Genomic DNA, 25,179 nt, shown 5'->3' on the forward strand with positions numbered 1-25,179 from the left:
ACCCCGGTTCATTACGGGCCTTGCGGGGGCGTTGCTTGCGGCTTTAGGGCCGCACGCCCTAGATGACGCTGGCCGCAGCTTTTTGGAATCGTATCAGACGCATGACCGCAGCTCGCAAACGACCTTCAGACCAGGATGGATTCTTCTGGAAAACCAAGAAGATGGAGGACATGTCGCCGGCCGAATGGGAGAGCCTGTGCGACGGCTGCGGCCGCTGCTGCCTGAGCAAGCTCGAAGATGAGGATACCGGCGAGATCTATTTCACCGACGTCAGCTGCAAGATGCTCGATTCTTGCACCAGCGGCTGCAAGGACTACGCGAATCGCTTCGACTTCGTCCCGGACTGCGTTGTCATGACCCCCGAGAAGGTCCGCACGCTGCCTTGGCTGCCGCCGACCTGCGGCTACAGGCTCGTCGCCCAGGGTCGCGATCTCTATTGGTGGCACCCGCTGATATCAGGGGATCCCAATACGGTGCACGAGGCCGGCGTCTCCGTGCGCGGCCGGGTCTCGGGCACCGAGGAAGGGGTCCCGGACGACAAGCTCGAAAACTATATCGTGCAGTGGCCGGGGCAGATCCCGAAACGAGCACGCCTGAAGCGACGCCCCAAGGCCTGATCACGGACCGGTCCGGTCTGCCATCTCAGTCAATTGTTCGGGATGACCGTGGTGCGGGATGCACCCATGCGCCGCGGTGCCTGCCTGAGAAGAACTTTGCTGTCTAGATTGGGTTCATAGAACGAATCCTTCGCGGCTTTGCACCGCAACACGCTCGATCTGATACGCCCGAATGAACAAGTTCGCACGGCAGAGCAGCCAATCTGCCGACATCCAGACATTGCCCGACGAGATCGCCGAGGAACTGACCCGCCTTCCGGGCGAGGTCATCAGCGTGAGTGACGCTCCTTCCCTCGCGCCGCCGGTCCCGCTGTCGCAGGACGAGGTCCGGACCATCGTACTCAGCCTGATGCTGACGATGTTCCTGGCTGCCCTCGACCAGACCATCGTCGCCACTGCGCTGCCGACCATCGGCCGTCAGTTCCAGGATGTCTCGAATCTCTCCTGGGTCATCACCGCCTATCTGCTCGCCTCGACCGCGGTCGCGCCGGTGTTCGGGACGCTGAGCGACATCTACGGCCGCAAGGCCATGATCATCGTGTCGCTGAGCCTGTTCATCGCGGGATCGGTGTTGTGCGCGATCGCGCCGAACATGCCGATGCTGATTTTGGCGCGCGGCCTGCAGGGGCTGGGCGGCGGCGGCATCATGCCTGTCGTGCAGACCGTGATCTCCGACGTGGTGTCCCCGCGCGAGCGCGGCCAGTACCAGGCTTATTTCTCCAGCGTCTGGATGGTCGGCGGCATTCTCGGCCCCGTCATCGGCGGCGTGTTCGCCGAGCATCTGCACTGGTCGATGATCTTCTGGATCAACCTGCCGCTCGCAGCCGCAGCGCTCGCGCTGCTGCTGCCGAAGATGAAGAAGATCCCGGTGTTCCACCGCAAGCGCAAGGTCGACTGGCTCGGCGGCGTGCTGCTGATGGCCTCTGCCGTCGTCTTCATGCTGGTGCTGACCTGGGGCGGCACGCGCTATCCCTGGCTCTCGCCGACCGTGCTGTCGATGGTGGGCGGCGCCGTCGCGCTTGCGGTCACCTTCGTATGGCACGCGCGCCGCGCCGACGAGCCGTTCCTGCCGTTGCCGCTGCTCTCGGGATCGGTCGCGCCGTTCGCGCTGACCGCCGGCGGCTGCGGGTTAGGGGCCATCACCGGCCTCACCGTGCAGCTGCCGCTCTATTACGAGTTGGTCTATCACCTCAGCGCCAGCGAGGCGGGGCTTGCGCTGATTCCGCTCGCGGCGGTCTCGACCTGTGGTGCGGCGATCGCGGGCCGCACCATGGCGCGCGCCAAGCACTACAAGCGCGTCGCCATCATCGGCACGTCCTGGGCTGCGATCTGCGCGCTCGGCCTCACGGTTACCACGCTGCCGCTGTGGGGCCTGCTGACGCTGATGGCCGCGTTCGCGCTCGGCCTCGGCACGACCTTCCCGGTCTGCGTGGTCTCGCTGCAGAATTCGGTCGCCCGCCCGCAGGTCGGCACCATCACCGGCGCGATGAACTTCTTCCGCTCGCTGATGTCCTCGTTCACGGTCGCTGCGTTCGCCGCCATCCTGCTGATCGCACTCGGCGCCGATATTCCGCTGGCCGGCGAGCATCACGCCGCAGGCTCCATCCCGGCGATCCCCACCGAGGACATGCGGCACGCCTTTCGCTACGTCTTTGCGGCCGCGACCGCGCTGATGACCACCGCCTCGCTCTGCCTGATCATGATGGAGGAGCGGCCGCTGGCTGGTCCCACCACCACGCAGCCCGTCGAGATGGCGGAGTAGCGATCTCTATCCGCCGCGATCAGGATCGTCGTCGAGATTGCCGACGCTCGTCTTCCGCGCTTTTGCCGCAAGCTGCTCCTTAAGCTTCGCCAGCGCATCAGCCGACCAATCATTGACATCGGTGACCGCGACCCAGGCATCGACATAATGCTCGGGCGCGTAGACATGGCCAAAGCCCATCGGCGTGTTGGTCGCGACCGCCATGTCGAGGGCGAGTTGAAGCATGGTGACGATCGGATACCACCTAAGCTCCGGTGACACGTCGGGGCCGCGCGGCGCATTCATCCAGGCCGGGGGGTGGTAGGCGTCGCGGTAGGCGAAGAACGTGATCGCGTCGCTGGCATATTGCAGATAGACGACGCGCATCGGGCCCCATGGCGCATCTGCGGGCACCGTCGGCCCGTTCTGGTTAATGAAGCGCACGAAGCGGCCGTCGCGGAATTCAGGCAGCCACGCCGGCGAGCCCGGATTGCGGTTGTCGGTGATCGAGCGCCAGATGCGGCTCTCGAACGGCGGTCCGCTCCACAGCGCGCCGGCAATGGGATCGCCGATCGTCTCGAACAGCTCGGCCGACTTTTCCGAGTTGAGGGCACCGAGGCTGAGCCCGTGCAAATACAGCTTCGGCCGCTTCTCCTTCGGCAGCGTCGTCCAGTAGCCGTAGATTTCCGCGAACAGGGCACGCGCGGCATCCGCGCCGTATTCGGGCTGAAACAGCAGCGACAGCGGGCTGTTGAGATAGGAATACTGCATCGCGACGCTGGCGACGTCGCCGTGGTGGAGATATTCGACCGTATCCATCGCGGACGGATCGATCCAGCCTGTGCCGGTCGGCGTGATGACGATCAGGATCTTGCGTTCAAAACCGTGCTGGCGCTTGAGCTCGTCGAGCGCAAGCCTGGCGCGCCCTTGCGCCGTATCGCGGGCAGCGAGGCCGACATAGACGCGCACGGGCTCCTCCGCGGGCCGTTCCGTGACGGCACTGATCTCGGCCGCGGTCGGGCCCGAGGCAATGAAGCGGCGCCCCATGCGCCCGAGCTCCTTCCACTTCACCAGAGATGCCGGGCTTCCGGTCCGATTCGAGGCGGTCGGCTGCGGGCGTTCGGGCTCGAGCAGGACATCGAGCTCGCGGAACGAGGAATCGAGCGCGTTGAACGCCGTGCGGATCAGGACATTGCTGGCGATCGCCCAGAACAGCAGTGCTGCCACCAGCACGCCAATGACGTTTGCAACTTTTCGCGGAATGACACGCCCCGTGCGCGTGGCGAGGACGCGGGCGACAAGTGCGAACAGCCGCCCCAGCACCAGCAGCACCACGAACGTGATCAAGGCGATGATGCAGACCTTGAGCGGATGCGCGGTCTCGACCGGCGCCATCTTCATGACACTGCGGATCGCATTCTGCCATGCGGTCGTGCGCCAGAGGGCGGCGATGACGACGAGCAGACAGCCGATTGCGACCAGCGCATTCGCAACAGATCTCGCGCGCGCTGACGGCTCGGGCAGCTCGAGATAGTGCCATAGCCGGCGCCACAGGACACCACTGAGGTAGCCGATCGCAAAGCAGCCGCCGGCCAGCGCCCCTTGCGTGAGATAGCTGCGCGGGATCAGCGTCGGCGTCAGCGCGGCTGCGAAGAACAGCGCGCCCAGCATCAGGCCGACGCCGGACAGCGAGAGCAATTGCCGCCGAAAGAACCGCGCGAGACCAGTCAAGCCATCCCCCTGGTGACGCTATCCCTTGTTGTCCGCAAAACCGCCCTTCCGCGGCAGCACAATCGTGAACTCCGTGAACCGACCGGGCTCCGTCGCGACGTCGATCGTGCCGCCGTGCTGCTTGACCACGATGTCGTGGCTCATCGACAATCCGAGGCCGGTGCCTTCGCCGGCCGGCTTGGTCGTGAAGAACGGATTGAACATTTTCGCCTTCACGTCGTCGGGAATGCCGGTGCCGTTGTCGCGGATGCGGATCTCGATGCTGTCGCCGCGGTCGCGGGTGGTGGCGGTCACGACCGGCTCGAAAGTGCCGCCGCCGCTCTCCGCCTGACGCTTTGTCACCGCATAAAACCCGTTCGAGATCAGGTTCAGCAGCACCCGCGAGATCTCCTGCGGAAACAAATTTGCGGAGCCTGCGGCCGGATCGAGCTCGCGCTTCAGCGTCACGTCGAACTGCGGCTTCTCGGCACGCGCGCCATGATAGGCAAGGTTGAGGCTCTCCTCGACCAGCGCATTGATGTCGCTCAAGCCGTACTCGCCGCCGCCTTCGCGCGAATGCAGCAGCATGTTCTTGACGATGGAATCGGCGCGCTTGCCGTGCTGCACGACCTTTTGCAGATTGTCCTTCAGCATCCCGGTCAGCTCGTCGACGTCGTTGCGGACATCGTCGCCGAGCGGCGCGGGCGCGAGCACCTCGTTCAGCTCGTCCGTCAGTTCGGCCGAGAGCGCGGCGAAATTGTTGACGAAGTTGAGCGGGTTCTTGATCTCGTGCGCGATGCCGGCGGTGAGCTGGCCGAGCGAGGCGAGCTTCTCGGTCTGGATCAGCCGGTCCTGCGCGGCGCGCAAATCGTCGAGCGATTTCGCAAGGTCGCGCGTGCGGTCCTGCACCTCGTTGAACAGCCGCGTGTTCTCGATTGCAATCACGGCCTGGTCGGCGAAGGTCTTGAGCAGGCTGATAGCCTTGTCGGGGAAGGGGCCGGCTTCGGGGCGCGTCACGCCGATGGTGCCGATCGCAACGCCGTCGCGCAGCATCGGGATCACGAGGATGCTGCGATAGCCGCGCGTCCGCGCCAGCTCCCGCATCGCCTCCGTCAGGTCTGCCTCGTTCTGCATGTCGCTGCGGAATGCGTACGCACCGCTGGTCGCCACCCGGCTGTGAATGCCTGATGACGACAGCGGCGCCGGGAACGTGCTGAGCAGCTCGGCGTTGCCGGCCTCGTTGTCGGTGGTGAAGGCCGCCAGATGCAGCACGCCGTCGATGACGCGGGTGACGGTGGAGGAATGCCCGCCGACCAGCGCCTTGGCGCTGTCGGAGATCGCCTGGAACACCGGCGTGACGTCGGCGGGCGAGGCCGCGATCACCTTGAGGATATCGGCTGTTGCAGTCTGCCGTTCCAGCGCTTCCCTGGTGGCGTTGAACAGGCTGACATTCTTGACCGCGATCACGGCCTGGTCGGCGAAGGTCTGCAACAGCCGCACATGATGCTCGGCGAACGCGCCGGTCGTCCGCCGCGTCGCGATGATGACGCCTTTGGCCTCACCCTCGCTCATCAAAGGCGTGAACAGCATGCTGCGAAAGCCGCGGGCGCGGGCGATGTCGCGTGCGGCCGGCTCGAGCTCGGTGTCGGGCAGCTGAGTCGATTCGCCACTGGCCGTGAGCTGGTGGGCCGGAAACTGCGCCAACGGCACCGGGAACGATTCCTGCAGCACGCGATCGCCGGCCGGATCGCCCGGCGTGAAGGCGGCAAGGTGCGCGGCGCCGTCGATGTAGCGCAGCACGGCGGTGGAGAAGCCGCCGATCAGCCGGTTGGCGTTGGTGGCGATGGCGTCGAACACCGGCTGCACGTCGGAGGGCGAAGCCGCCATCACCCTCAAGATGTCGGCCGTGGCGGTCTGGCGTTCCAGCGTCTCGCGCGTGGCGTTGAACAGCCGCGCATTCTCGATCGCGATCACCGCCTGGTCGGCGAAGGTCTGGAGCAGCTCCACGAGATCGGGCGCGAATGCACCGGTCTCGGTCCGCGTGACGCTGATCATGCCGACGGCTTCGCCGCGGTTCATCAGCGGCATGAACAGCACGCTGCGGAAGCCACGCAGCCGCGCGAGATCGCGGTTGAGCTCCGGGACCTCGTCGGCTTCGCTGTCGGGAAACTGGATCGTCTCTCCGCCGCGAACCAGCGCAAAGGTCGGAAAATCCTCGATCCGCCGCGGGAACGACGCCTTCAGCCCTTCGTCGCCTTCCGGGCTGGTCGGCGTAAACGCCACGAGGTGCAGCTCATCGCCGATGAACTGGAGCACGGTGGCGGAGAAGCCGCCGAGCAGGCGCTTTGAGCTGGACGCGATCGCCGCAAAGACGGGGCGGGCATCGGAGGGAGAGGCGGCGATGGTGCGCAAGATCTCGGCGCTGGCGTTTTGCCGATCGCGCAGCCGCGCGGTCTCGGCCGCGGCGGACTGCAATTGCCGCTTGAGCTCGTCGATCCCGGCAGCATCGTTGGAAAGGCTGGTCATTCGCATTCCGGCTGAAGGCCGCGACATGCGCGGCACCAGGCCGGATTATCACATCTTCTGCGGCCGGAGCCAGCGCCCGCGGAGCTGCGGTTGCCTCACGTGCCCGGCCGCGACACCTCGGTCTCCTTGCTGGTGATGAACTCCAGCAGCACCGGCACGCCTTCCTGCGTCTTCTGGATGCCGCGCTTGATCGCGGGGATGATATCCTCCGGCCTCGTCACCCGCTCGCCGTAGCCGCCAAAGGCGCGCGCCATCGCGGCATAGTCGCCGGAAATGTCGGTCGAGCGATATTTCTCGGTCGAGATCGGCATCACCTTCAGTTCGATCGCCATCGAGAAGTTGTTGAGCAGGATCGACATGATCGGGATCCGCTCGCGCACCGCGGTCTCGAAATCCATGCCCGTGAAGCCAATGGCCGCATCGCCCCAGACATTGATGCAGAGCTTGTCGGGTTTTGCGAGCTTGGCGCCCATCGCGAGACCAAGGCCGTAGCCAAGCTGCGTCGTCTTGCCCCAGCCGAGATAGGACAGGGGCGTGACCGCCTTCCAGAACGGCGAGAGCTGGTCGCGCGGGCTGCCGGCGTCATGGGTGATGATGGTGTTGTCGATGTCGACGGTGTGTTGCAGGTCCCACAGCACGCGATAGGGGTTGAGCGGCGCATCGTTGCTGGTGAGTTTCGGCATCCATTTTGCGAGCCACTCCTTGTGCGAAGCCGCGATCTCTGCGGCGACTGCCGAGGCATCGCGATTCGACGTGACGGACTTGCCGATCTCCTCCAGCAGCGCATCGAGCACGAGACCCGCGTCGCCGACGAGGCCGATCTTCGCCTCCACATCCTTGTTGAGATGGTTCGGATCGAGCGTCGAATGGATGATGGTCTTGCCCTTCGGCATCGCGATGCCAAAACTGGTCTCGGTGAAGGAGCAGCCGATGCCGAAGACGACGTCGGCTTCAGCGAGGAATTTTGGCACCGCGCGCGGCACCGCGAGGCCGCCCGAGCCGAGCGACAGCGGATGCGTCTCGGGGAAAGAGGATTTGCCGCCGAGACTGGTGGTGACGGGAATGGCGAGCCGCTCGGCAAGGCGTTTCAGTTGCGGCCAGGCCTGCGCGTAATGCACGCCCTGGCCGGCATAGATCACCGGCCGCCTGGCGTTGACGAGCAGGCCGGCCGCTTCCCTGACATGCACGGGGTCGGCGCCATAGCGGGTGCGCAGCACCGGCGTGTAGTTCAGGGGCTCCGGCACATCCTCGTTCCACATGTCGGCGGGGATCTCGACGATGACAGGCCCGCCGCGCCCGTTCTTGAGCCTGGTGAAGGCGCGCCGGAAAATATTGGCGACCTCGGCGGCGAGGATGATCGGCTCGGATGATTTCGAGAACGGTTTCATCGCTTCGCTGGAATTGAAGTTCGGCTCGATATGCGCAAGCCTGCGCTGATAGCCCATCGGCAGCACCAGCACCGGAACGGATTCGCCAAAGCACTGCGCGACGCCACCCATCGCATTCTCGGCGCCGGGCCCGTGCTGCATGCAGAACGCGCCGATCGTGCGTCCCGACGTGACGCGGGAGATCGCATCCGCCATGTGCAAACCGACGCGCTCCTGGCGCACCATCACGGGGCGGATCTCGGCCTTCGCCGCGTGCTCGATCAGATGGTTGACGGGATAGCCGCAGAGGATCTCGATCCCCTCGCGCCGCATGATTTCCGCAATGGCGGTGCCGAGCTTCATGGCGTCTCTCTCCCTGTGGCGGGCCGGTTGGTCCGGCCGATTAGGGAGAGAGGATCAGGAAATGCCGGGAGGGTAAAGCGGCGCTTCGCACGCAGAAGGCTGCTATGCAGCGCGAGCGGGCCGCCGGACGTGGCGGGCGAGCGGCCTATCCTACCAAGGCCAGTGCGAGCAGACCTGATCCCAGTAACGCGACCCCGGCCGCGGTTACGGCCAGAAAAGCGAGCGATGTGAATTCTTCGCGCATGGACTTTTAACCTGCCTTCACTACGCTCCGACCATCACCAGAGTGGCGATGCTCAACAGCGAGCAACAGAGGATGATTGCCGGAGCGACGAAAGCCTGATGTGACTGCATTGTTGTCTCTCCCAATCAGAACAGTCGAGACAGTAGCTCGGCGACGTATTGCCGTGACTTCGTGATCGCTCGAAAGCGACTTCAATCCGGAGGCGGATTATTTCGTTCCGCGCGGCTGACGAAGTCTCTTCACGGTTTCGCGAGCGGAAATTCAATATCAACGCGATGGGTTTCGGAAGAGTTCGGCCCATCCTACGAGCTTGCCAGCCGCAGGTCGGCATGACCAACGGGAACCGCCTATTGGCAGCTTTGGCAGATCATCAGCTGCCGTAGTTCGGATGGAGCGTTCGCTCCATCCGAACTACGGGCGAGCGGGGAAGCTCAAGCGAGGAGCACAATTTACAATTGTGATCATGCGAAATATGATCTCAAGCGCGAAGGGCTCGATCTGAAAATGCGTTACCTCTGGCTAATGATCTCGCTGTGCTTGGTCGGTACAGCCTCGTCTGCTGAATACGGTGGGTACACCGCGTGGCAAGTGGACGAATTTCACCGCAGCATTCAGAAATGTTTTTCGCAGCAAGCGGGCAAACTGCAAGGCAAAGTGAAGTTGCGGGCAACCATCGCCGCGAACGGAATGATTGACGGAGAGCCCGAGGTCGTAGATCCCGTGGATAGCGACGATTTCCGCGCGGACGTCGAGGTTGCCCTCAAACAGCTGCGTAGCTGTCAACCATATATCGTCGACCCCTTTGGTCGCGCCCGGCATTCCGTCAAACAGGAATTCCAGTTTTCACACGAGAAAGACCAGACGTCCTACGCAGCGATCAGCGCATCGATCAACGCCGCACTCAAAGCCAGCTTCCAGAAGTGCTGGACGCCGTTGCGAAGGGGCCCGGCCATAGTTGTCAGGCTTGACTACCGGCAGGACGGCACCTACGGGCGTCCGCCGATGCTGGAGAATCCCGAACGCACCCAGAGATATGCCCGCGCCGCGACGGAGCTCCTTGGACAGATCAATAAATGTCCTCCGCTCAAATTGCCTGAGCTTGCTGCGAAGCAGCTCGCGGCGCACAGCTTCAACTGGACTTTTCCGAGCTACGAAAGCGCTAGGGCCACTAAACCGGGACTGTGAATGCCGATGAGCGCTTGCGAACTGCACGCAGCGCTCGATCCGGACTACGAGCTTGCCGTCGGCTACGGCCGCGAGGCGTTTTCACCGGCGGTCGATGAAACGTTCTATTTGCAGTTTTTGCAAATCGTCAGCTTTCGCTTCAACGCCTCGTCTTCCTGATCAATCGATGACTGCGCGTCGAGGCCATTTGTATCCCGACTGGAGCCCTTCGCTGCGCGTGATCTCACAGGCGGCGCCAGCTGGCTAGGTGCGTCATTGTCGTCGGTGCCGGCGCTGAAGCCGTCATAGTCGATAGCTGGATTTGGCGACAATGAAGGTCCGTTCATCGCCGGTGTCGAGGACCGATTGTCAGACGCTGCCGGCGAAATCCCAGCGCCCGCCCGCGGCGGCGATGCTTTGGGCGGAGCAAGCGAAACCGGCGGCGCGACTGACGTCTGCCCTGTCGCGCTGTCCTGCGACCAGACGCCAACAAACACGAAGCCAAGAACCAGCAGCGTCGCGCTTTTCATCCGTATCCTTCAAGTGGCTTTGGTTCAGCGATTGATAGCATGACTCGGAGCCGCGCCGTGTTGAAAATATGCCCGTAGGACGGGTAGAGCGGAAGCGAAAGCCGTCCCTGCGCCCTTAAAAGTCGACGCGAGGATGCGGAGGTGTGTCTACAATTGGAAATGTCAGTTGTCAGAGCTGTGCCGCCTCTCCGCACGCCGTCATTGCGAGCGGAGCGAAGCAATCCAGAATCTTTCCGCGGAAAGATTCTGGATTGCTTCGTCGCATCAGCGCAAAATTGCTGCGCAATTTCGTCGCGAGCTCATCGCAATGACGGTGGAGAGAGCTGTCGCTCCACGCAGGTGGCTGTCAACGGCGTTTACGCCGTCCCCACTCCACGCTGCGCTCGCGATCACGAAACTACTTCGTGGCTGCGCTGATCGAGTTGAACTTGTTGCTGAGGAGGACGCTGCCCGTGTTGGTCACGATGGTCACGATCGCAAGCGCGACGCCGGCGGCGATCAGGCCATACTCGATCGCGGTGGCGCCATTTTCATCGGCAAGAAAAGACCTAAGCAAAACCATCGCCAACTCCTCTTGATCCGATCCAATGTAGGCGCGCGGCGTTATCAAACCGGTAAAGTGGTCGGCGCGCATTTGCGCGCGTCAAATAGGCCGGGCTCGAAATAGGCAAGACTCGGCCGGACCTTGCCTGCTGTGTCTTAACGTAACAGCCGTTAAACGAAGGTTTCATTATCCAATTCAAATGAGGGGAAGCCGGCCCGCCTCAACTCCTGGTGGTGCGTTCCAGCGCACCCTTGCGGGCGCGTCCCAGCGCAGCCGCGAGACGACCGACCAGATAGCCCACCACATGCGGCTGCACGCGCGCGGCAGTGTCGGCGATGCGCTCTTCCTCGGTCGTGTCACTCACGATGCCGATGTAGTTCTTTCTGGCGTCCTGCTGCGGCACGAAGGTGCGAACCCTGGCTCAATCGAACGCCGGACCATGGGGCGAGCAAGGGGAATCGGAGGTTAATTTTGGTTCCCGTAGGAATACTCGGTGCGACACGATGACATGATCGTGCGAAAGGGAAGCGCGCCGCTTAACGGATTGTTGAGGCTGTTCGTCAACCGATCGTCAAGCATGCCGGTCGCGGCTTATCCACGGCGGCCGTCCGTGTTCAACGCCCGCAGCATCCCAACGCGCGCGAACATCAGCCAGCCGCCGCCGGTTTCCGCCGCGTTGATCAGCATCTCGATCGCAGTCTGCCAGCGCGGCTCCTGCTGCTCGGCTGCGGGCAGCTGCATGATGAAGTCGGCGGCCTCTTGCAGCGTGCGGAGCCGGCGTCCGCCGCGCAAGTTGATCGGATCGTCGAACGGCGTCGACCAGGGCATGTCAGGCAGCCCGGTCGGTGAGGGGAGACGTCACGGCGCGATCGGTGATGCGAGGTCGTCAGCCGGCCTTCTTCGTCCGTGTGGTCGCGCGCACCGGCTTGTCGGCCTTCTTCGATATAGCTTCCTTGGCCGCGGCCTCCTTGCCGCCCTTGCCGGAGATCGGCAGCAGCATCTCGCGCTGGCCTTCGACGCGTTTCTTCGGCTTCCTGGCCTTGCCGGTATCCTTGGCGGTTTCCTTGACCGTCTCCCTGGCGACCTTCGCTGCGGGCGCCGCATCCTTCTCGCTGGCGAGACTCTTCTTCAGCGCGTCCATCAGGTTGATGACGTTGCCGCCGCTCTTCGGTGTGGACTTGGCTGCGATCGGCGCGCCCGCGCGCTTCTTGTTGATGAGATCGATCAGCGCGCTCTCGTAATGGTCCTCGAACAGCTCGGGTTCGAACGCGCCGGACTTCTTCTCGACGATGTGCTTGGCGAGGTCGAGCATGTCTTTCGTCAGCTTCACGTCCTGGATGTCGTCGAAATATTCGCCTTCGCTGCGCACCTCGTAGGGATAGCGCAGCAGCGTTCCCATCAGCCCGGCCTCGAGCGGCTCGAGCGCGATGATGTGCTCGCGATTGGTCAGCACCACGCGGCCGATCGCGACCTTGTCCATGCTGCGAATGGTCTCGCGGATCACCGCATAGGCATCGTGGCCGACCTTGCCGTCCGGCACGAGATAATAGGGGCGGATCAGATAGCGGTTGTCGATATCGGTCTTCGGCACGAACTCGTCGATGTCGATCGTGTGTGTCGAGTCCAGTGCGATGTCGTCGAGCTCGTCCTTGGTGACCTCGATGTAGGTGTCGGTGTCGACCTTGTAGCCCTTGACGATGTCCTCGGAGGTCACCTCGTCACCGGTCTCGGCGTCGACCTTGAGATATTTGATCCGGTGGCCGGTCTTGCGGTTGATCTGGTTGAACGAGACCTTCTCGGTATCCGACGTGGCCGGATACAGCGCGACCGGGCAGGTCACGAGCGAGAGGCGCAAAAAACCCTTCCAGTTGGCACGGGGGGCCATGGGTTACTCCAAACGCAACAGGGACAGGCTTATGACGATACCATCGGGGAACACCGAATCCTACATGGGTCAGTGCGGAATCTTGCAACTGCGTTAACCAGCCGCTGACGGTGCGGTTCGGTCCGATCGACTGGCAAAAGACCGGAACATCGTATCGGATCGGGCGTTGGCCCCGGACACAGGGCCGTGATGAGTTCGCGGTCAGCGGAGGCGACGTTCAGAGATTGAGGCCACCATGGCACGCACGCGCGAGGACCGTCAGATCGTTGAAACTGCAACCGAGGCGCGCCAGGGCGAGCCGGGGCCGTCGGTGGCGGCGCTGCTCGCCATCTCAACCGGGCTTGCGATCCTGATCCTCGCCGTCATCTGGTTCGTGTTCTTCCGGACCTGACGGACAATTCAGCGGGAAGGGCGGACCTTCCGACTCAGCCGCTAACGCGGCACACTGCGCCCGCCATGCCACAGGCCTCGCCCGGTGGCCTGGCGGGCGCAGTCGCGTCTGGTGCGAACACATCGTATATGACCAAGTATATGACCAAAAAATAACGCGACCGGTTCCCCGCGTTCATATTCAGTTCACGCCGGGATTGATCATCTGTGACGTAGTTGATGCAGTCATTTCGGAGAGAAGCGTGCGCCTGCTCGTTGTTGAGGACGACCCCGATCTCAATCGTCAGCTCACCAAGGCGCTGACGGACGCCGGCTATGTCGTCGACCGCGCCTTTGACGGAGAGGAGGGGCATTATCTCGGCGACAACGAGCCGTATGACGCCGTGGTGCTCGATATCGGCCTGCCGAAGAAGGACGGCATCTCGGTGCTGGAAGCCTGGCGCCGCAACGGCCGCACCATGCCGGTCCTGATCCTCACCGCGCGCGACCGCTGGAGCGACAAGGTCCAGGGTTTTGATGCCGGCGCCGACGACTATGTCGCCAAGCCGTTCCACCTGGAGGAGGTGCTGGCGCGGATCCGCGCGCTGCTGCGCCGTTCTACCGGCCATGCCCAGAGTGAGCTCAGCTGCGGCCCGGTCACGCTCGACACCCGCACCGGCCGGGTCAGCGTCTCCGGCAATCCCGTCAAGATGACCTCGCACGAATATCGGCTTCTGGCCTACCTGATGCACCATTCGGGGCGGGTGGTGTCGCGCACCGAGCTGGTCGAGCATCTCTACGACCAGGATTTTGACCGCGACTCCAACACGATTGAAGTCTTCGTCGGCCGCATCCGCAAGAAGCTCGACGTCGACATCATCCAGACGGTCCGCGGCCTCGGCTATCTCCTGACCCCGCCGCCGGCGCCGGGCGCTTAAGGGGCTTTCGAAGGATCTTGGCTTGACGGCCGCGCCTACACGGGCCTTGGTCCGGTCATGACCGCCGACGCCATGCCGCCACCCCGCGCCTCCGGGATCATTCCGATGCCCGCCAGCTCGCTTGCGAACCGCCTGTTCCTGTCGGCGACCGCCTGGCTCGTGGTGATCCTGGCCATCACGGGTGTTGTGCTGTCGTCGGTCTACAAGAACGCGACCGAGCGCGCCTTCGACCGCCGGCTCAACCTCTATCTCCGTACCCTGATCGCCGAGGTCGCCACGCCGGACGAGCCGCCGGATCGCCAGTTCCAATCGCTTGGCGAGCCCCTGTTCGAGCTGCCGCTGTCCGGCTGGTACTGGCAGATCACGCGCACCGACACGGAGAAGCCGGAGGTGCGGTCCTCGCGCTCGCTCTGGGACAAGAAGCTGCCGAAGCTGGAAGAGCAGGGCACCGAGCTCACCGCGGCCGGCATTCGCCTCGCTTATGTCGACGGGCCGGAAGGGCAGAATCTGCGCATGGTCGAGCGTCCCGTCGATCTCGGCGCCGACGGCAAATACCTGGTCAGCGTCGCCGGCGATGATACCGAGATCTTCGACGAGACGCGCAGCTTCGACTACTATCTCGGCGGCACCTTCACGGCGCTCGGCATCGTGCTGCTGCTGACCACCGTGTTCCAGGTTCGCTTCGGCCTTGCCCCGCTCAAGCGCATCTCGGAATCCATTGCCGACATCCGCTCCGGACGGGCGGAGCGGCTCGAGGGCGAATTCCCGGTCGAGATCGCGCCGCTCGCGCGCGAGACCAACGCGCTGATCGACGCCAATCGCGAGATCGTGGAGCGGGCGCGAACCCATGTCGGTAATCTCGCCCATGCGATCAAGACGCCGCTGTCGGTGATCGTCAACGAGGCCGGAACGCATGCGGCCGATCCGTTCGCGGCCAAGGTGATGGAGCAGGCGGATGTGATGCGCAACCAGCTCGCCCATCATCTGGAGCGCGCCCGCATCGCGGCCCGCGTCTCGATCGTCGGCACCGTGACCGAGGTTGCCCCCGCTATCGAGGCGTTGCGGCGGACCATGGAGAAGATCCACCGCGGCCGCGGCATTGCCATCGAGGCCGAGGCCGATCCATCGGCGAAATTCCGCGGCGAGCGGCAGGATCTGGAGGAGATGGTCGGCAATCTCGTCGACAATGCCTGCAAATGGGCGGCCTCGCGCGTCTTCATCGAGGTGCTGGTGGAGGCCTCGCAGCAGGCCGGCGCAGGCCCCAGGCTCCGGCTCATTGTCGATGACGACGGGCGCGGCCTCTCGGAGGCCGAGCGTGCCCAGGTCTCCCGGCGCGGCCAGCGGCTCGACGAGTCCAAGCCGGGCTCCGGGCTGGGGCTGTCGATCGTGACCGATCTTGCCGCGCTCTATGGCGGCAGCCTGTCGCTCGGCAGCGCCCCGATCGGGGGTCTACGGGCCGAGCTGGTGCTGCCGGGAGTATAATCCTCTGATCTCAAACGATTATTTGGGCTTCCGAACGAAACCGGAGGTATTCGGAGCGACTTCCTCAACGGCTTCTTAAGGCGCACCCGGCTATGATCGGAGAGGACGCATCCTCGTCCGCCACTTACCGTGCATTACCCGGGCGCATGAGCCAGACATCGATCGAGCGGCTGAGGGAATATCTCGCGCAGCTCCCGCCGCAAGCGCAGGCGCTGCTGATGCGGGAGTTCGAGCGCGCGCTTGAGCGCGGCCAGGACACCGCGGTCGCAACCCTCGTGCTCGAGCAGCTGCGCAAGATCGTGCGCAAGACCGAGGCCGACGAAGTTGCGCCGCCGCGCGCCGACGATCTGTCGCGGCTGCTGTTCCAGATTCTGGAACCGTTCCTGGTCGAGGCTGGCGCCCCGACCCGGGTCGGACAGATCCGCCGCTCCGCACTCCATCCGATCTGGCAATGGCTCGGCCGCGACGGCGCCCCGGACAAGATCAACGAATTTGAGGCGGCGCTGGCGCGCATGCCGGCGTCGGACAGTGCGGGGCAGGTCGAGGCGCTGGCGCTCAAGCTCCAGGCCGTGGCTGCGCACGCCATCTTCGAGCTGACGGGGCCCGGCGGCGGCGACAAGTCGCGCGCGCTCGCCCGTGTCGGTCCGCCCAGCGTGATCGAGGACCTCTATTCGATCGGCGCGGTGCTCGCCGTTCGCGAGGCCATTGGCACGCTCAATGAAAAGCTGCCGCGCTTCCTGCGGACATTCGGCGATCCACAGATCGCCTCGGTGACCGCTGCGCTCAACGTTCCCGTGCTCCAGACCCCGCAGATGCTGCCATTTGCGCTGTCGGTGGTGGTCCAGCGCATGACCGCGCCGTGGCAGATCATTCGCCTCGCCATCAAGATCGCCGCGTCCGACGACGAGATCCGCGTCGCGGCGACGCCGTACGGCGTGGCCGTCACGATAGCCCTGCACGATCTGGCCCGGGTCGCCGCCAATTTGCGCATGGACATCAAGCGCGGCCATTTCGAGACGGTGGCCGACAATCTGAAAGCGCTGCACGACGGCGTCCGCGGCCTGCGCACCGAGCTCGACCTGCGCAACGATTCCGCCTGGGGCAAGCAGCTGACCTCGATTCGGGCCGACATCTCCAACGCGCTGCAGTCGGAGATCGACAACGTTCCCGGCCGCGTCCGCCGCATCCTGCGCCAGCGCCCCGAGAAGGACATTCCGCCGGGCGCGCGGATCGACAGCACCGAGGTCGAGGAAACCGTGGCGCTGATCGATTTCGTCGCAACCTGCCGCAATTATGCCAGTGAGCTCGCGATCAACGAGGTGACGCTGCGCACCTATTCCGACCTGCAGCAATATGTGGAACGGTCGACCGAGCAGCTGGTGCAGTCGCTGCGCGCTGCCGATCACAAGGTCCGTACCTACCGGCAGCAGCAGGTGCAGGCCGCGATCCGCTTCTGCCAGGTGCTGTTTGGCAACGATTACGCCTCGCTGATGAGCCGCGCGGCAGAGAACGCGGCGACGGGCGAGCGCAAATCGACCCGCGCAAGCTGATCCAAGCGCATTTTTACGTAATCACAATTTGTAGTTGACGCTGCCGGTCGCGGGCCCTACGGTCCCCGTGCAAGCTTCTGGAATTTCTATCTGTGGGCGCATGAAACCCGTTATCAGCTCCATCGAAATCGAAAACCGCGTCATTGTTGCCAAATATCAAAGGCTGATGGTCGGCGCGAAGGTGGTGCTGGTCGAGAAGACAAGCGGTCGGCAACTGTCAGAAACCGTCACCAGGGTTGCATCGCCCGTTCCGGTCGGGGCGTTGCGCATCAGATTGCCTGAGGCAATCGAGCCGGGAACATATTTCCTGAGGGCCTTCAACGGGCATGGCGAGGACGCCGCTCGAAGCGTGGACTTCGAGATCAGCTAAGCCGTTGGATTTTCACCATTTCGGGACTATGTGCGCTCGCACCAAATTGACAATTGTCAATTGCCGCATCGTCCGGCCGTGGTGTAAAGCCACCTACAGGCGCGGCTCGCGCGCTGCCGGAAGCTTGCCAGATGACGCTATGGTTCGTGTTCGCGCTGATGACGGTCGCGGCGATATTCGCTGTGCTCTGGCCGCTCGGCCGCGGCGCGCGTCCTGACAATCAAGGCAGCGAGGTCGCGGTCTACAAGGATCAGCTGGCCGAGATCGAGCGTGATCTCGCGGCAGGACTGATCGCGCTACCTGAAGCCGAGGCGGCGCGCGTCGAGATCAGCCGCAGGCTGCTCGCCGCCGCCGGCAGCGAGTCTGGGCTCGTGCTGACATCCAGTCTGAAATGGCGCCGCGCGGCCGCCGTGCTGGCCCTGGTCGGCCTGCCTCTGGTGGCGGCCGCAATTTACGTTCCGCTCGGATCGCCCGCGCTTCGCGACTTCCCGCTAGCGCAGCGGGAGCGTGGGGCGGGGTCCGGCATGGCGCAGTCGCTCGAGAACCTCGTCGTGCAGGTCCAGCAACATCTGGAAAAAAATCCGACCGATGGCCGCGGCTGGAACGTGCTCGCGCCGGTGCTGGAGCGGCTTGGCCGCTTTGACGACGCCGTGCGCGCCTATCGCAGCTCGATCACCTATAACGGCGAGAGCGCGGAGCGCCGCTCCGATCTCGGCGAGGCGATTACGGCCGCTGCCAGCGGCGTGGTGACGGCGGAAGCCAAGACCGAGTTCGAGCGTGCGCATGCGCTCAACGCCGACGATCCCAAGGCGAATTATTTCCTCGGGCTCGCAGCCGAGCAGGACGGCCGCAAGGATGACGCGGCCAATATCTGGCGCGCGCTGCTGGCGAAAGCGCCCGCGGATGCGCCGTGGCGGCCGCTGGTGCAGACCTCGCTCGCGCGGGTCGGCGGTGGCGGCGTGACGATGCCGGCGCTGTCCGACGAGACGATCGCAGCGTCCAAGGAGATGAACGACGGCGATCGCAACGCGATGGTCCGCGGCATGGTCGACCGTCTCGCCACGCGCCTCAAGCAGAACGGCGACGATGTCGAGGGCTGGCTACGTCTGGTGCGCGCCTATCTGGTGATGGGCGATCGCGACAAGGCGCAGGCCGCCTCGACCGATGCCCGCCAGGCCGTCGCCAAGGATTCCGAGCGGTTGCGCCGGCTCAACGAAGGCCTCAAGACTCTCGGGCTCGACGGATGACAGGCGCGGCACGAGACGAGCGGAGAACGGATAAGCCATGACGCGCAAGCAGCGACGTATGACCATCATCGGCGGCTCCCTCGCCGTGCTCGCGCTCGCAGCCGCGCTGGTGCTCAACGCACTTCGCGACTCCATCGTGTTCTTCTCGACCCCGACTATGGTGGCCGAAAACCACGTCCAGCCCGGCAAGCGTTTTCGCCTCGGCGGCCTGGTGCAGCCGGGCTCGCTGCAGCGTGGCGACAATCTCGCGGTGACGTTTGAAGTGGCCGACGGCGGTGCCAAGCTGCCCGTCGCCTACAAGGGCATCCTGCCCGATCTGTTCCGCGAAGGGCAGGGCGTCGTTGCCGAAGGCGCGCTTGATGCCAACGGCGTGTTCAAGGCCGACACCGTGCTGGCCAAGCACGACGAGACCTACATGCCCAAGGACGTGGCCGATGCCCTGAAGAAGCAAGGGCACTGGAAGGACGATTACGGCGCCCAGGCTGCTGGTGGTGCCAAGCCTTCTGGTGACGCGAAGCCTTCGACGACGGCGCTGGGCAATTCGCAGGGAGCGGTGCGGTGATCGCGGAAGCCGGGCATTACGCGCTGGTGCTGGCGCTCGCGCTGGCGCTGATCCAGTCCTTCGTGCCGATGATCGGCGCCCGCTTGCGCGATTCCGCGCTGATGAACGTGGCGCGTTCCACCGCGCTGGCGCAGCTCGTGTTCGTCGGCGCCTCGTTCATCGCGCTCGTGACGTTGCACGTGAACTCGGATTTCTCCGTCGCCAATGTCTACGAGAATTCCCACTCCATGAAGCCGCTGATCTACAAGATCACCGGCGTGTGGGGAAACCATGAAGGCTCGATGCTGTTGTGGGTGTCGATCCTGGCGCTGTTCGGCGGGCTGGTCGCGGCGTTCGGCAACAATCTGCCGCTGTCGCTGCGTGCGCATGTGCTGGCGGTCCAGGCCTGGATCGCGAGCGCCTTCTATCTCTTTATCCTGATCACCTCGAATCCGTTCCTGCGCATCGTCAATCCGCCGATCGAGGGGCGCGACCTCAATCCGGTGCTTCAGGACATCGGTCTCGCCGTGCATCCGCCGATGCTCTATCTCGGCTATGTCGGCTTCTCGATCTCGTTCTCGTTTGCGATCGCGGCGCTGATCGAGGGGCGGATCGATGCGGCCTGGGCGCGCTGGGTGCGGCCGTGGACGCTGGTCGCCTGGATCTTCCTGACGCTCGGTATCGCGATGGGCTCCTACTGGGCCTATTACGAGCTCGGCTGGGGGGGCTGGTGGTTCTGGGACCCGGTCGAGAACGCCTCGCTGATGCCGTGGCTCGCCGGCACGGCGCTGCTGCACTCGGCGCTGGTGATGGAGAAGCGCAACGCGCTGAAGGTCTGGACCATCCTGCTTTCGATCCTGACCTTCTCGCTGTCGCTGCTCGGCACCTTCCTGGTGCGCTCGGGCGTCATCACCTCCGTCCACGCCTTCGCCAATGATCCGACCCGCGGCGTCTTCATCCTGCTGATCCTCTGCCTGTTCATCGGCGGCAGCCTGTCGCTGTTCGCGGGACGCGCGACCTCGTTGAAGCAGGGCGGCTTGTTCGCGCCGATCTCGCGCGAGGGCGCGCTGGTGCTGAACAATCTACTGCTGACGGTGGCCTGCGCGGTCGTGCTGTTCGGCACGCTCTATCCCTTGGCGATGGAAGTGCTCGCCGACTTCAAGATGTCCGTGGGCGCACCGTTCTACAATCTCAGCTTCGTGCCGCTGTTCGTTCTGTTGCTGCTGGCCGTACCGTTCGGGCCCATGCTGGCGTGGAAGCGCGGCGATCTGCTCGGCGTCACCCAGCGGCTGCTTGCGGCCGGCGTGGCGGGTCTTGTGGTGATCGCGATCGTCTGGGCCTGGATGCGTGGCGGCAGCGCACTGGCGCCATTGGCCATCGGGCTCGGGGTCTTCGTCATTGCCGGGGCCGCGACGGATCTGGCTGAACGAACCGGCCTGTTTCGTCTGCCGTTAGCAACGTCGCTGCTTCGCGCTCGCGGCCTGCCGCGCTCGGCCTGGGGAACTGTGTTCGCGCATGCCGGTCTCGGCGTCGCGCTGATCGGGATCGTCTGCGAGACCACCTGGAACACGGAATATATCGCGACCATGAAGCCGAACGACGTCGCGCAGGTCGCCGGATATGACCTGAAGCTCGACGGCGTGCTCGAGCGCCAGGGGCCGAACTACCGCGAGATGATTGCCCAGTTCAACGTCAGTCGGGACGGCGAAGCGCTCAGCGTCATGACGCCGTCGAAGCGCAGCTTCACCACGCGCGGCTCCTCCACCACGGAAGCTGCGCTTTTGACTCGCGGCGCGAGCCAGCTCTACATCTCGCTTGGCGACGTCACCGCCGAGGGCGCAATCGCCGTGCGCATCTATCACAAGCCGCTGGTGCTCATGATCTGGTGGGGGCCGGTGCTGATGGCGTTCGGCGGCGTGCTGTCGCTATCCGACCGACGCCTGCGGGTCGGTGCGCCGAAGCCGGCGCGGGCCAAGCAGCGCCTGCAGCCTGCGGAGTGACGCGATGCGCCGGATGATGTCCGCGATCGTCGCGCTCATGCTGCTGGCTATGCCGGCGGTGCATGCGGTGCAGCCCGACGAGATCATGTCTGATCCCGTCAAGGAGGCCCGGGCGCGCGACTTGTCGCGCGAGCTGCGCTGCATGGTCTGCCAGAACCAGTCGATCGACGATTCCGATGCGCCGCTCGCGCGCGATCTGCGTCTTCTCGTGCGCGAGCGCATCGCGGCCGGCGACAGTAACCCTCAGGTGCTGGATTTCCTGGTCGCCCGTTATGGCGAGTTCGTGCTGCTCAAGCCGCGCTTCGAACGGCAGACCCTGCTCCTGTGGCTGCTCGCGCCGCTGCTGCTGGCCGGCGGTGGTTTTGCATTGTGGCGGCAAATTAGGCGTCGCTCGCGGAACGGCACAGACGTCATGGCGCCGCTGACGCCCGAGGAAGAGGCGCGGCTTGCCGCCCTGATGTCGGACGATGCGACATCGCGCTAGGGTCGCGCGGCGCCGTCGCCGGAACCCGTTAAGTTCCTGCAAGATCGCGACTTTTGGTATGCGCTAAACTGCCGCACGCCAGCGCGGTCTTCATTACAAAAGTTTAACCCCGCAGCCAGCGCGCGGTAAGGCGCAAATCCCCATCTTCATGTCCGTAAGGTGCCGCTACCGGGCACCAGATGGATTTCAAGGCCCTGGAGACCTGCATGACCGATCGTCCCGACCTCACCAACCTTCCGTCCTACCGGCAGCCTCGCCGTTCCGTGTTTTCCGCCCGCAGAATCGCCCTGATGGCCTCGGTCGTCGCCGGTCTCGGTGTCGCCGTCCACGGCTTCAGCCCGACGACGTCGCCCGCCGACCTGTTCTCCAGCCCGGCGCACGCGCAGGTCAACAACGAGGTCAAGAAGGTCGAGCGTCCGATCGGCTTCGCCGACATCGTCGAGCGCGTGAAGCCCTCGGTGATCTCGGTGAAGGTCAACATCAAGGAGAAGACCGCGAGCAACGACGACGGCGATGATTCCGCCTCGCCGTTCCAGCCTGGCTCGCCGATGGAGCGCTTCTTCCGCCGCTTCGGCGGTCCCGATGGTTTCCCGGGCCAGAAGGGGGGCCGTGGCCGCGTCGTGCAGGGCCAGGGCTCCGGCTTCTTCATCTCGGCTGACGGCTACGCCGTGACCAACAACCACGTGGTCGACGGCGCCGACAAGGTCGAGGTCACCACTGACGACGGCAAGACCTTCAGCGCCAAGGTGATCGGCACCGACCAGCGCACCGACATCGCCCTGATCAAGGTCGAGGGTAGCTCTAGCTTCCCCTTCGCCAAGCTTGCCGACGGCAAGCCGCGGATCGGCGACTGGGTGCTGGCGGTCGGCAACCCCTTCGGTCTCGGCGGCACCGTGACCGCGGGCATCGTCTCGGCCAGCGGCCGCGACATCGGCAACGGCCCGTATGACGATTTCATCCAGATCGATGCGCCCGTCAACAAGGGCAATTCCGGCGGTCCGGCCTTCAACACTGAGGGTGAAGTGATGGGCGTCAATACCGCGATCTATTCGCCCTCCGGCGGCAGCGTCGGTATCGCGTTCTCGATCCCCGCCAACACCGTGAAGAGCGTGGTCGCCCAGCTCAAGGATAAGGGCTCGGTCAGCCGCGGCTGGATCGGCGTGCAGATCCAGCCTGTCACCTCGGACATCGCCGACAGCCTCGGCATGAAGAAGGCCGAAGGCGCGCTGGTGGCGGAGCCGCAGAAGGATGGCCCGGCGGCCAAGGCCGGCATCGAGTCCGGCGACGTGATCACGACGGTCAACGGCGAATCCGTCAAGGACGCCCGCGAGCTCGCCCGCACCATCGGCGGCATGGCGCCCGGCGCGTCCGTGAAGCTCAATGTGCTGCACAAGGGCCAGGACAAGGTCGTGAACCTCACCCTCGGCCAGCTGCCGAACACGGTCGAGGCCAAGGCCGACAACGACAACGACAGCGGCAAGGGCGCGAGCAAGGGCACCGACGTGCCGAAGCTCGGCATGACGGTTGCGCCCGCCAACTCCGTGGCCGGCGCCGGCAAGGACGGCGTCGTGGTCACCGAAGTCGATCCGAAGAGTGCGGCCGCCGAGCGCGGCTTCAAGGAAGGCGACGTGATTCTCGAAGTCGGCGGCAAGAGCGTGAGCACCGCCGGCGAGGTCCGCGACGCCATCAACACGGCGCGGACCGACAACAAGAACAGCGTCCTGATGCGCGTGAAGAGCGGCGGCCAGTCGCGCTTCGTCGCGGTGCCCATTGCCAAGGGCTGACAAGGGCTGAGCCTCAGGAGGCTTGCGAGATGAAGGGTGTCGCCGGCATCAGTCGCCCCCGCCGCCGGCACTCTTCCGGGGAGCAGCGCAACGCCTGCTCCCCATGCCTACCTTCCGGTGGAATTACGCCCCCCTCCGTCGGAAGGCATAGGGCGGTGAGGTCCCCCCAGCTTCACCGCCCGCCTTTTTGCCTACCCAAGTCCTGTTTGCCTAAGAAGTCCCGTTCGCTTGGCTTGCATGCGATTGCCGCTCGCGCCATGTTCAGAGAAGGTTGATCTCCTTGACCGCCGCCGAACGCACAATGCGCCTCCTCATCATCGAAGACGACCGCGAATCCGCCGACTATCTCGTGAAGGCGTTCCGCGAGGTCGGACACATTGCCGACCACGCCGGTGACGGCGAGGAGGGCCTCGTCATGGCCGAGAACGGCGATTACGACGTGCTGGTGATCGACCGCATGCTGCCCAAGCGCGACGGGCTGTCGCTGATCGGCTCGCTTCGTGACAAGGGCGATACGACGCCGGTGCTGATTCTCTCTGCGCTCGGGCAGGTCGACGATCGCATCAAGGGCCTGCGCGCCGGCGGCGACGACTATCTGCCAAAGCCGTATTCCTTTGCCGAGCTGCTGGCCCGCGTCGAGGTGCTGTCGCGCCGCCGCGGCGGTCCCGCCGAGGACACGCTCTACCGTGTCGGCGACCTCGAGCTCGACCGGCTCTCTCACCGCGTCGCCCGCGGCAAGGACGAGCTGACGCTGCAGCCGCGCGAATTCCGCCTGCTCGAGTATTTGATGAAACATGCCGGCCAGGTGGTGACGCGCACCATGCTGCTGGAGAACGTCTGGGATTATCATTTCGATCCGCAGACCAACGTGATCGACGTGCACATTTCGCGGCTGCGCTCCAAGATCGATAAGGGCTTCGACCGGCCGCTGCTGCACACGATCCGCGGCGCCGGGTACATGATCCGCGACGGGATACGCTGAAGTCTCCGTAAGGAATTCATGTGTGCCGGCTCCAGACAGAGCAGGACCGGACTCCAGCTAGGCCTGGATTGCTCTTCTGACCCGTTCTCGCCTTAGCGGCAGATCCCGCAGGCGCTTGCCGGTGGCATTTGCAATCGCATTCGCGATCGAAGCCGCTGCTGGTCCCTGGCCGACCTCGCCGCTGCCCAGAAACGGCTGGCCGAGCCGGCCGGTTTCATCCACCACGTCTCGCATCACCGGATGTTGAAGTTTCCGGTGCTGATTTCGAGGCTGGTGTGGTCAGTAGGAACCGAGGCTATCGAGGCGTGTTGTCGCCGGAATTCGAACAGGGAGCCGCTCCGTGCAGTTGTTCGCGGTTGCGCGCCGTCTTGTGCTGGCAGCGGCGGCGGTCGGCATTGCTATCGACCCTGCTTGCGCGGCCGGCGACCCGGTGAAAGGCGCCGTGATCTTCAGTCGCGAATGCGCGCTGTGTCACACCATCGGCAAAGGCGAGCCAAATCGTTTTGGGCCGAATCTGTTTGGGATCGCGGGGCGCAAGGCCGGGACCGCACCAGGATACAAATATTCGCCGGAATTTCTCGCTGCGGCGAGCTGGACCTGGGGGGCCGATGAGATTGCCTCCTTCGTCATTGCGCCGAACCTCATGATTCCCGGCAACAGGATGTCGGTGTTTCAGGGGATCGCGGACTCGCAGCTGGACGATCTCATTGCCTACGTGGCGAGTCAGAAATAGAGGCGTCC

23 protein-coding genes and 1 pseudogene are annotated in these 25,179 nt (G+C 64.6%); 16 read left to right on the plus strand and 8 right to left on the minus strand.

Translation table 11 applies throughout. The features are described from left to right. Window positions 1-101 precede the first annotated feature (101 nt). Window positions 102-617 carry a YcgN family cysteine cluster protein gene (locus tag ABID58_RS05935; protein ID WP_148752005.1) on the plus strand — a complete coding sequence of 172 codons (516 nt, stop codon included), beginning with the start codon at window positions 102-104 and terminating at the stop codon, window positions 615-617. A gap of 172 nt (window positions 618-789) precedes the next feature. Next, the gene (locus ABID58_RS05940) at window positions 790-2,379 is read left to right on the plus strand and encodes an MDR family MFS transporter (RefSeq protein ID WP_354031908.1); all 1,590 of its coding nucleotides are present in this window, start codon (window positions 790-792) and stop codon (window positions 2,377-2,379) included. A gap of 6 nt (window positions 2,380-2,385) precedes the next feature. Here the strand turns inward: ABID58_RS05940 and ABID58_RS05945 are convergent, their stop codons facing one another. The 3 genes and pseudogenes from ABID58_RS05945 to ABID58_RS05955 all read right to left on the minus strand — a co-directional run. Continuing rightward, complete coding sequence (locus ABID58_RS05945; protein WP_354032181.1) at window positions 2,386-4,029, minus strand: alpha/beta hydrolase; 1,644 nt, start codon at window positions 4,027-4,029, stop codon at window positions 2,386-2,388. A gap of 78 nt (window positions 4,030-4,107) precedes the next feature. Then, window positions 4,108-6,594 (minus strand): GAF domain-containing sensor histidine kinase, encoded by a 2,487-nt coding sequence (locus tag ABID58_RS05950; protein WP_187434937.1) that lies wholly within the window; start codon window positions 6,592-6,594, stop codon window positions 4,108-4,110. A 95-nt stretch (window positions 6,595-6,689) separates the two neighbouring features. Further along, window positions 6,690-8,327, minus strand: a pseudogene (locus tag ABID58_RS05955) (thiamine pyrophosphate-requiring protein); the annotation flags it as partial. Between the two features lie 745 nt (window positions 8,328-9,072). Between ABID58_RS05955 and ABID58_RS05960 the strand changes: the two are divergent. Next, complete coding sequence (locus ABID58_RS05960) at window positions 9,073-9,753, plus strand: hypothetical protein (RefSeq protein WP_354031909.1); 681 nt, start codon at window positions 9,073-9,075, stop codon at window positions 9,751-9,753. Next, a complete protein-coding gene (locus ABID58_RS05965) occupies window positions 9,754-9,912 on the plus strand; it encodes a hypothetical protein (RefSeq protein ID WP_354031910.1) in 159 nt (52 codons plus the stop codon). It abuts the gene before it with no gap. A 747-nt stretch (window positions 9,913-10,659) separates the two neighbouring features. Here ABID58_RS05965 and ABID58_RS05970 read toward each other — a convergent pair. From ABID58_RS05970 to ku, 4 genes are all read right to left on the minus strand, one after another. Then, the gene (locus ABID58_RS05970) at window positions 10,660-10,824 is read right to left on the minus strand and encodes a Flp family type IVb pilin (RefSeq protein ID WP_148752128.1); all 165 of its coding nucleotides are present in this window, start codon (window positions 10,822-10,824) and stop codon (window positions 10,660-10,662) included. A 202-nt stretch (window positions 10,825-11,026) separates the two neighbouring features. Further along, window positions 11,027-11,170, minus strand: coding sequence for a hypothetical protein (locus tag ABID58_RS05975; RefSeq protein WP_354031911.1), 144 nt, complete (start codon window positions 11,168-11,170; stop codon window positions 11,027-11,029). Between the two features lie 227 nt (window positions 11,171-11,397). Further along, entirely contained in the window at window positions 11,398-11,634 is a 237-nt protein-coding gene (locus ABID58_RS05980) for a hypothetical protein (RefSeq protein ID WP_148751999.1), read from the minus strand. Between the two features lie 58 nt (window positions 11,635-11,692). After that, window positions 11,693-12,691 (minus strand): non-homologous end joining protein Ku, encoded by a 999-nt coding sequence (ku, locus tag ABID58_RS05985; RefSeq protein ID WP_354031912.1) that lies wholly within the window; start codon window positions 12,689-12,691, stop codon window positions 11,693-11,695. A 235-nt stretch (window positions 12,692-12,926) separates the two neighbouring features. On the opposite strand from ku, the gene ABID58_RS05990 reads away from it, so the two are divergent. From ABID58_RS05990 to ABID58_RS06040, 11 genes are all read left to right on the plus strand, one after another. Further along, a complete protein-coding gene (locus tag ABID58_RS05990; RefSeq protein ID WP_187434935.1) occupies window positions 12,927-13,082 on the plus strand; it encodes a hypothetical protein in 156 nt (51 codons plus the stop codon). 241 nt (window positions 13,083-13,323) lie between these two features. Then, entirely contained in the window at window positions 13,324-13,998 is a 675-nt protein-coding gene (locus ABID58_RS05995; RefSeq protein WP_011085905.1) for a response regulator transcription factor, read from the plus strand. Window positions 13,999-14,103: 105 nt separating this feature from the next. Further along, on the plus strand, window positions 14,104-15,480 hold the full coding sequence (locus ABID58_RS06000) for an ATP-binding protein (protein WP_148751997.1): 1,377 nt from the start codon (window positions 14,104-14,106) through the stop codon (window positions 15,478-15,480). A 146-nt stretch (window positions 15,481-15,626) separates the two neighbouring features. Next, window positions 15,627-17,030: a hypothetical protein gene (locus ABID58_RS06005; RefSeq protein WP_148751996.1), complete on the plus strand. Its 1,404-nt coding sequence runs from the start codon at window positions 15,627-15,629 to the stop codon at window positions 17,028-17,030. Between the two features lie 100 nt (window positions 17,031-17,130). Further along, window positions 17,131-17,400 (plus strand): hypothetical protein, encoded by a 270-nt coding sequence (locus ABID58_RS06010; protein WP_148751995.1) that lies wholly within the window; start codon window positions 17,131-17,133, stop codon window positions 17,398-17,400. A 131-nt stretch (window positions 17,401-17,531) separates the two neighbouring features. Further along, complete coding sequence (ccmI, locus tag ABID58_RS06015) at window positions 17,532-18,647, plus strand: c-type cytochrome biogenesis protein CcmI (RefSeq protein WP_354031913.1); 1,116 nt, start codon at window positions 17,532-17,534, stop codon at window positions 18,645-18,647. A gap of 37 nt (window positions 18,648-18,684) precedes the next feature. Continuing rightward, on the plus strand, window positions 18,685-19,209 hold the full coding sequence (gene ccmE / locus ABID58_RS06020; RefSeq protein WP_354031914.1) for a cytochrome c maturation protein CcmE: 525 nt from the start codon (window positions 18,685-18,687) through the stop codon (window positions 19,207-19,209). Next, a complete protein-coding gene (locus tag ABID58_RS06025) occupies window positions 19,206-21,188 on the plus strand; it encodes a heme lyase CcmF/NrfE family subunit (RefSeq protein ID WP_354031915.1) in 1,983 nt (660 codons plus the stop codon). Before ccmE ends, ABID58_RS06025 begins: the two co-directional genes overlap by 4 nt. 4 nt (window positions 21,189-21,192) lie before the next feature. Further along, a complete protein-coding gene (locus tag ABID58_RS06030; protein WP_354031916.1) occupies window positions 21,193-21,672 on the plus strand; it encodes a cytochrome c-type biogenesis protein in 480 nt (159 codons plus the stop codon). A gap of 206 nt (window positions 21,673-21,878) precedes the next feature. Continuing rightward, complete coding sequence (locus ABID58_RS06035; protein ID WP_354031917.1) at window positions 21,879-23,456, plus strand: Do family serine endopeptidase; 1,578 nt, start codon at window positions 21,879-21,881, stop codon at window positions 23,454-23,456. Window positions 23,457-23,757: 301 nt separating this feature from the next. Continuing rightward, a complete protein-coding gene (locus ABID58_RS06040) occupies window positions 23,758-24,438 on the plus strand; it encodes a response regulator transcription factor (protein ID WP_354031918.1) in 681 nt (226 codons plus the stop codon). A gap of 57 nt (window positions 24,439-24,495) precedes the next feature. Here ABID58_RS06040 and ABID58_RS06045 read toward each other — a convergent pair whose 3' ends face one another. Continuing rightward, on the minus strand, window positions 24,496-24,663 hold the full coding sequence (locus ABID58_RS06045; protein WP_502916388.1) for a hypothetical protein: 168 nt from the start codon (window positions 24,661-24,663) through the stop codon (window positions 24,496-24,498). A gap of 145 nt (window positions 24,664-24,808) precedes the next feature. Between ABID58_RS06045 and ABID58_RS06050 the strand changes: the two genes are divergently transcribed. Beyond that, a complete protein-coding gene (locus ABID58_RS06050; RefSeq protein WP_354031919.1) occupies window positions 24,809-25,171 on the plus strand; it encodes a c-type cytochrome in 363 nt (120 codons plus the stop codon). The last annotated feature ends 8 nt before the right edge of the window (window positions 25,172-25,179 follow it).

The organism is Bradyrhizobium sp. S3.2.6 (assembly GCF_040546885.1).
GTDB lineage: Bacteria > Pseudomonadota > Alphaproteobacteria > Rhizobiales > Xanthobacteraceae > Bradyrhizobium > Bradyrhizobium cytisi.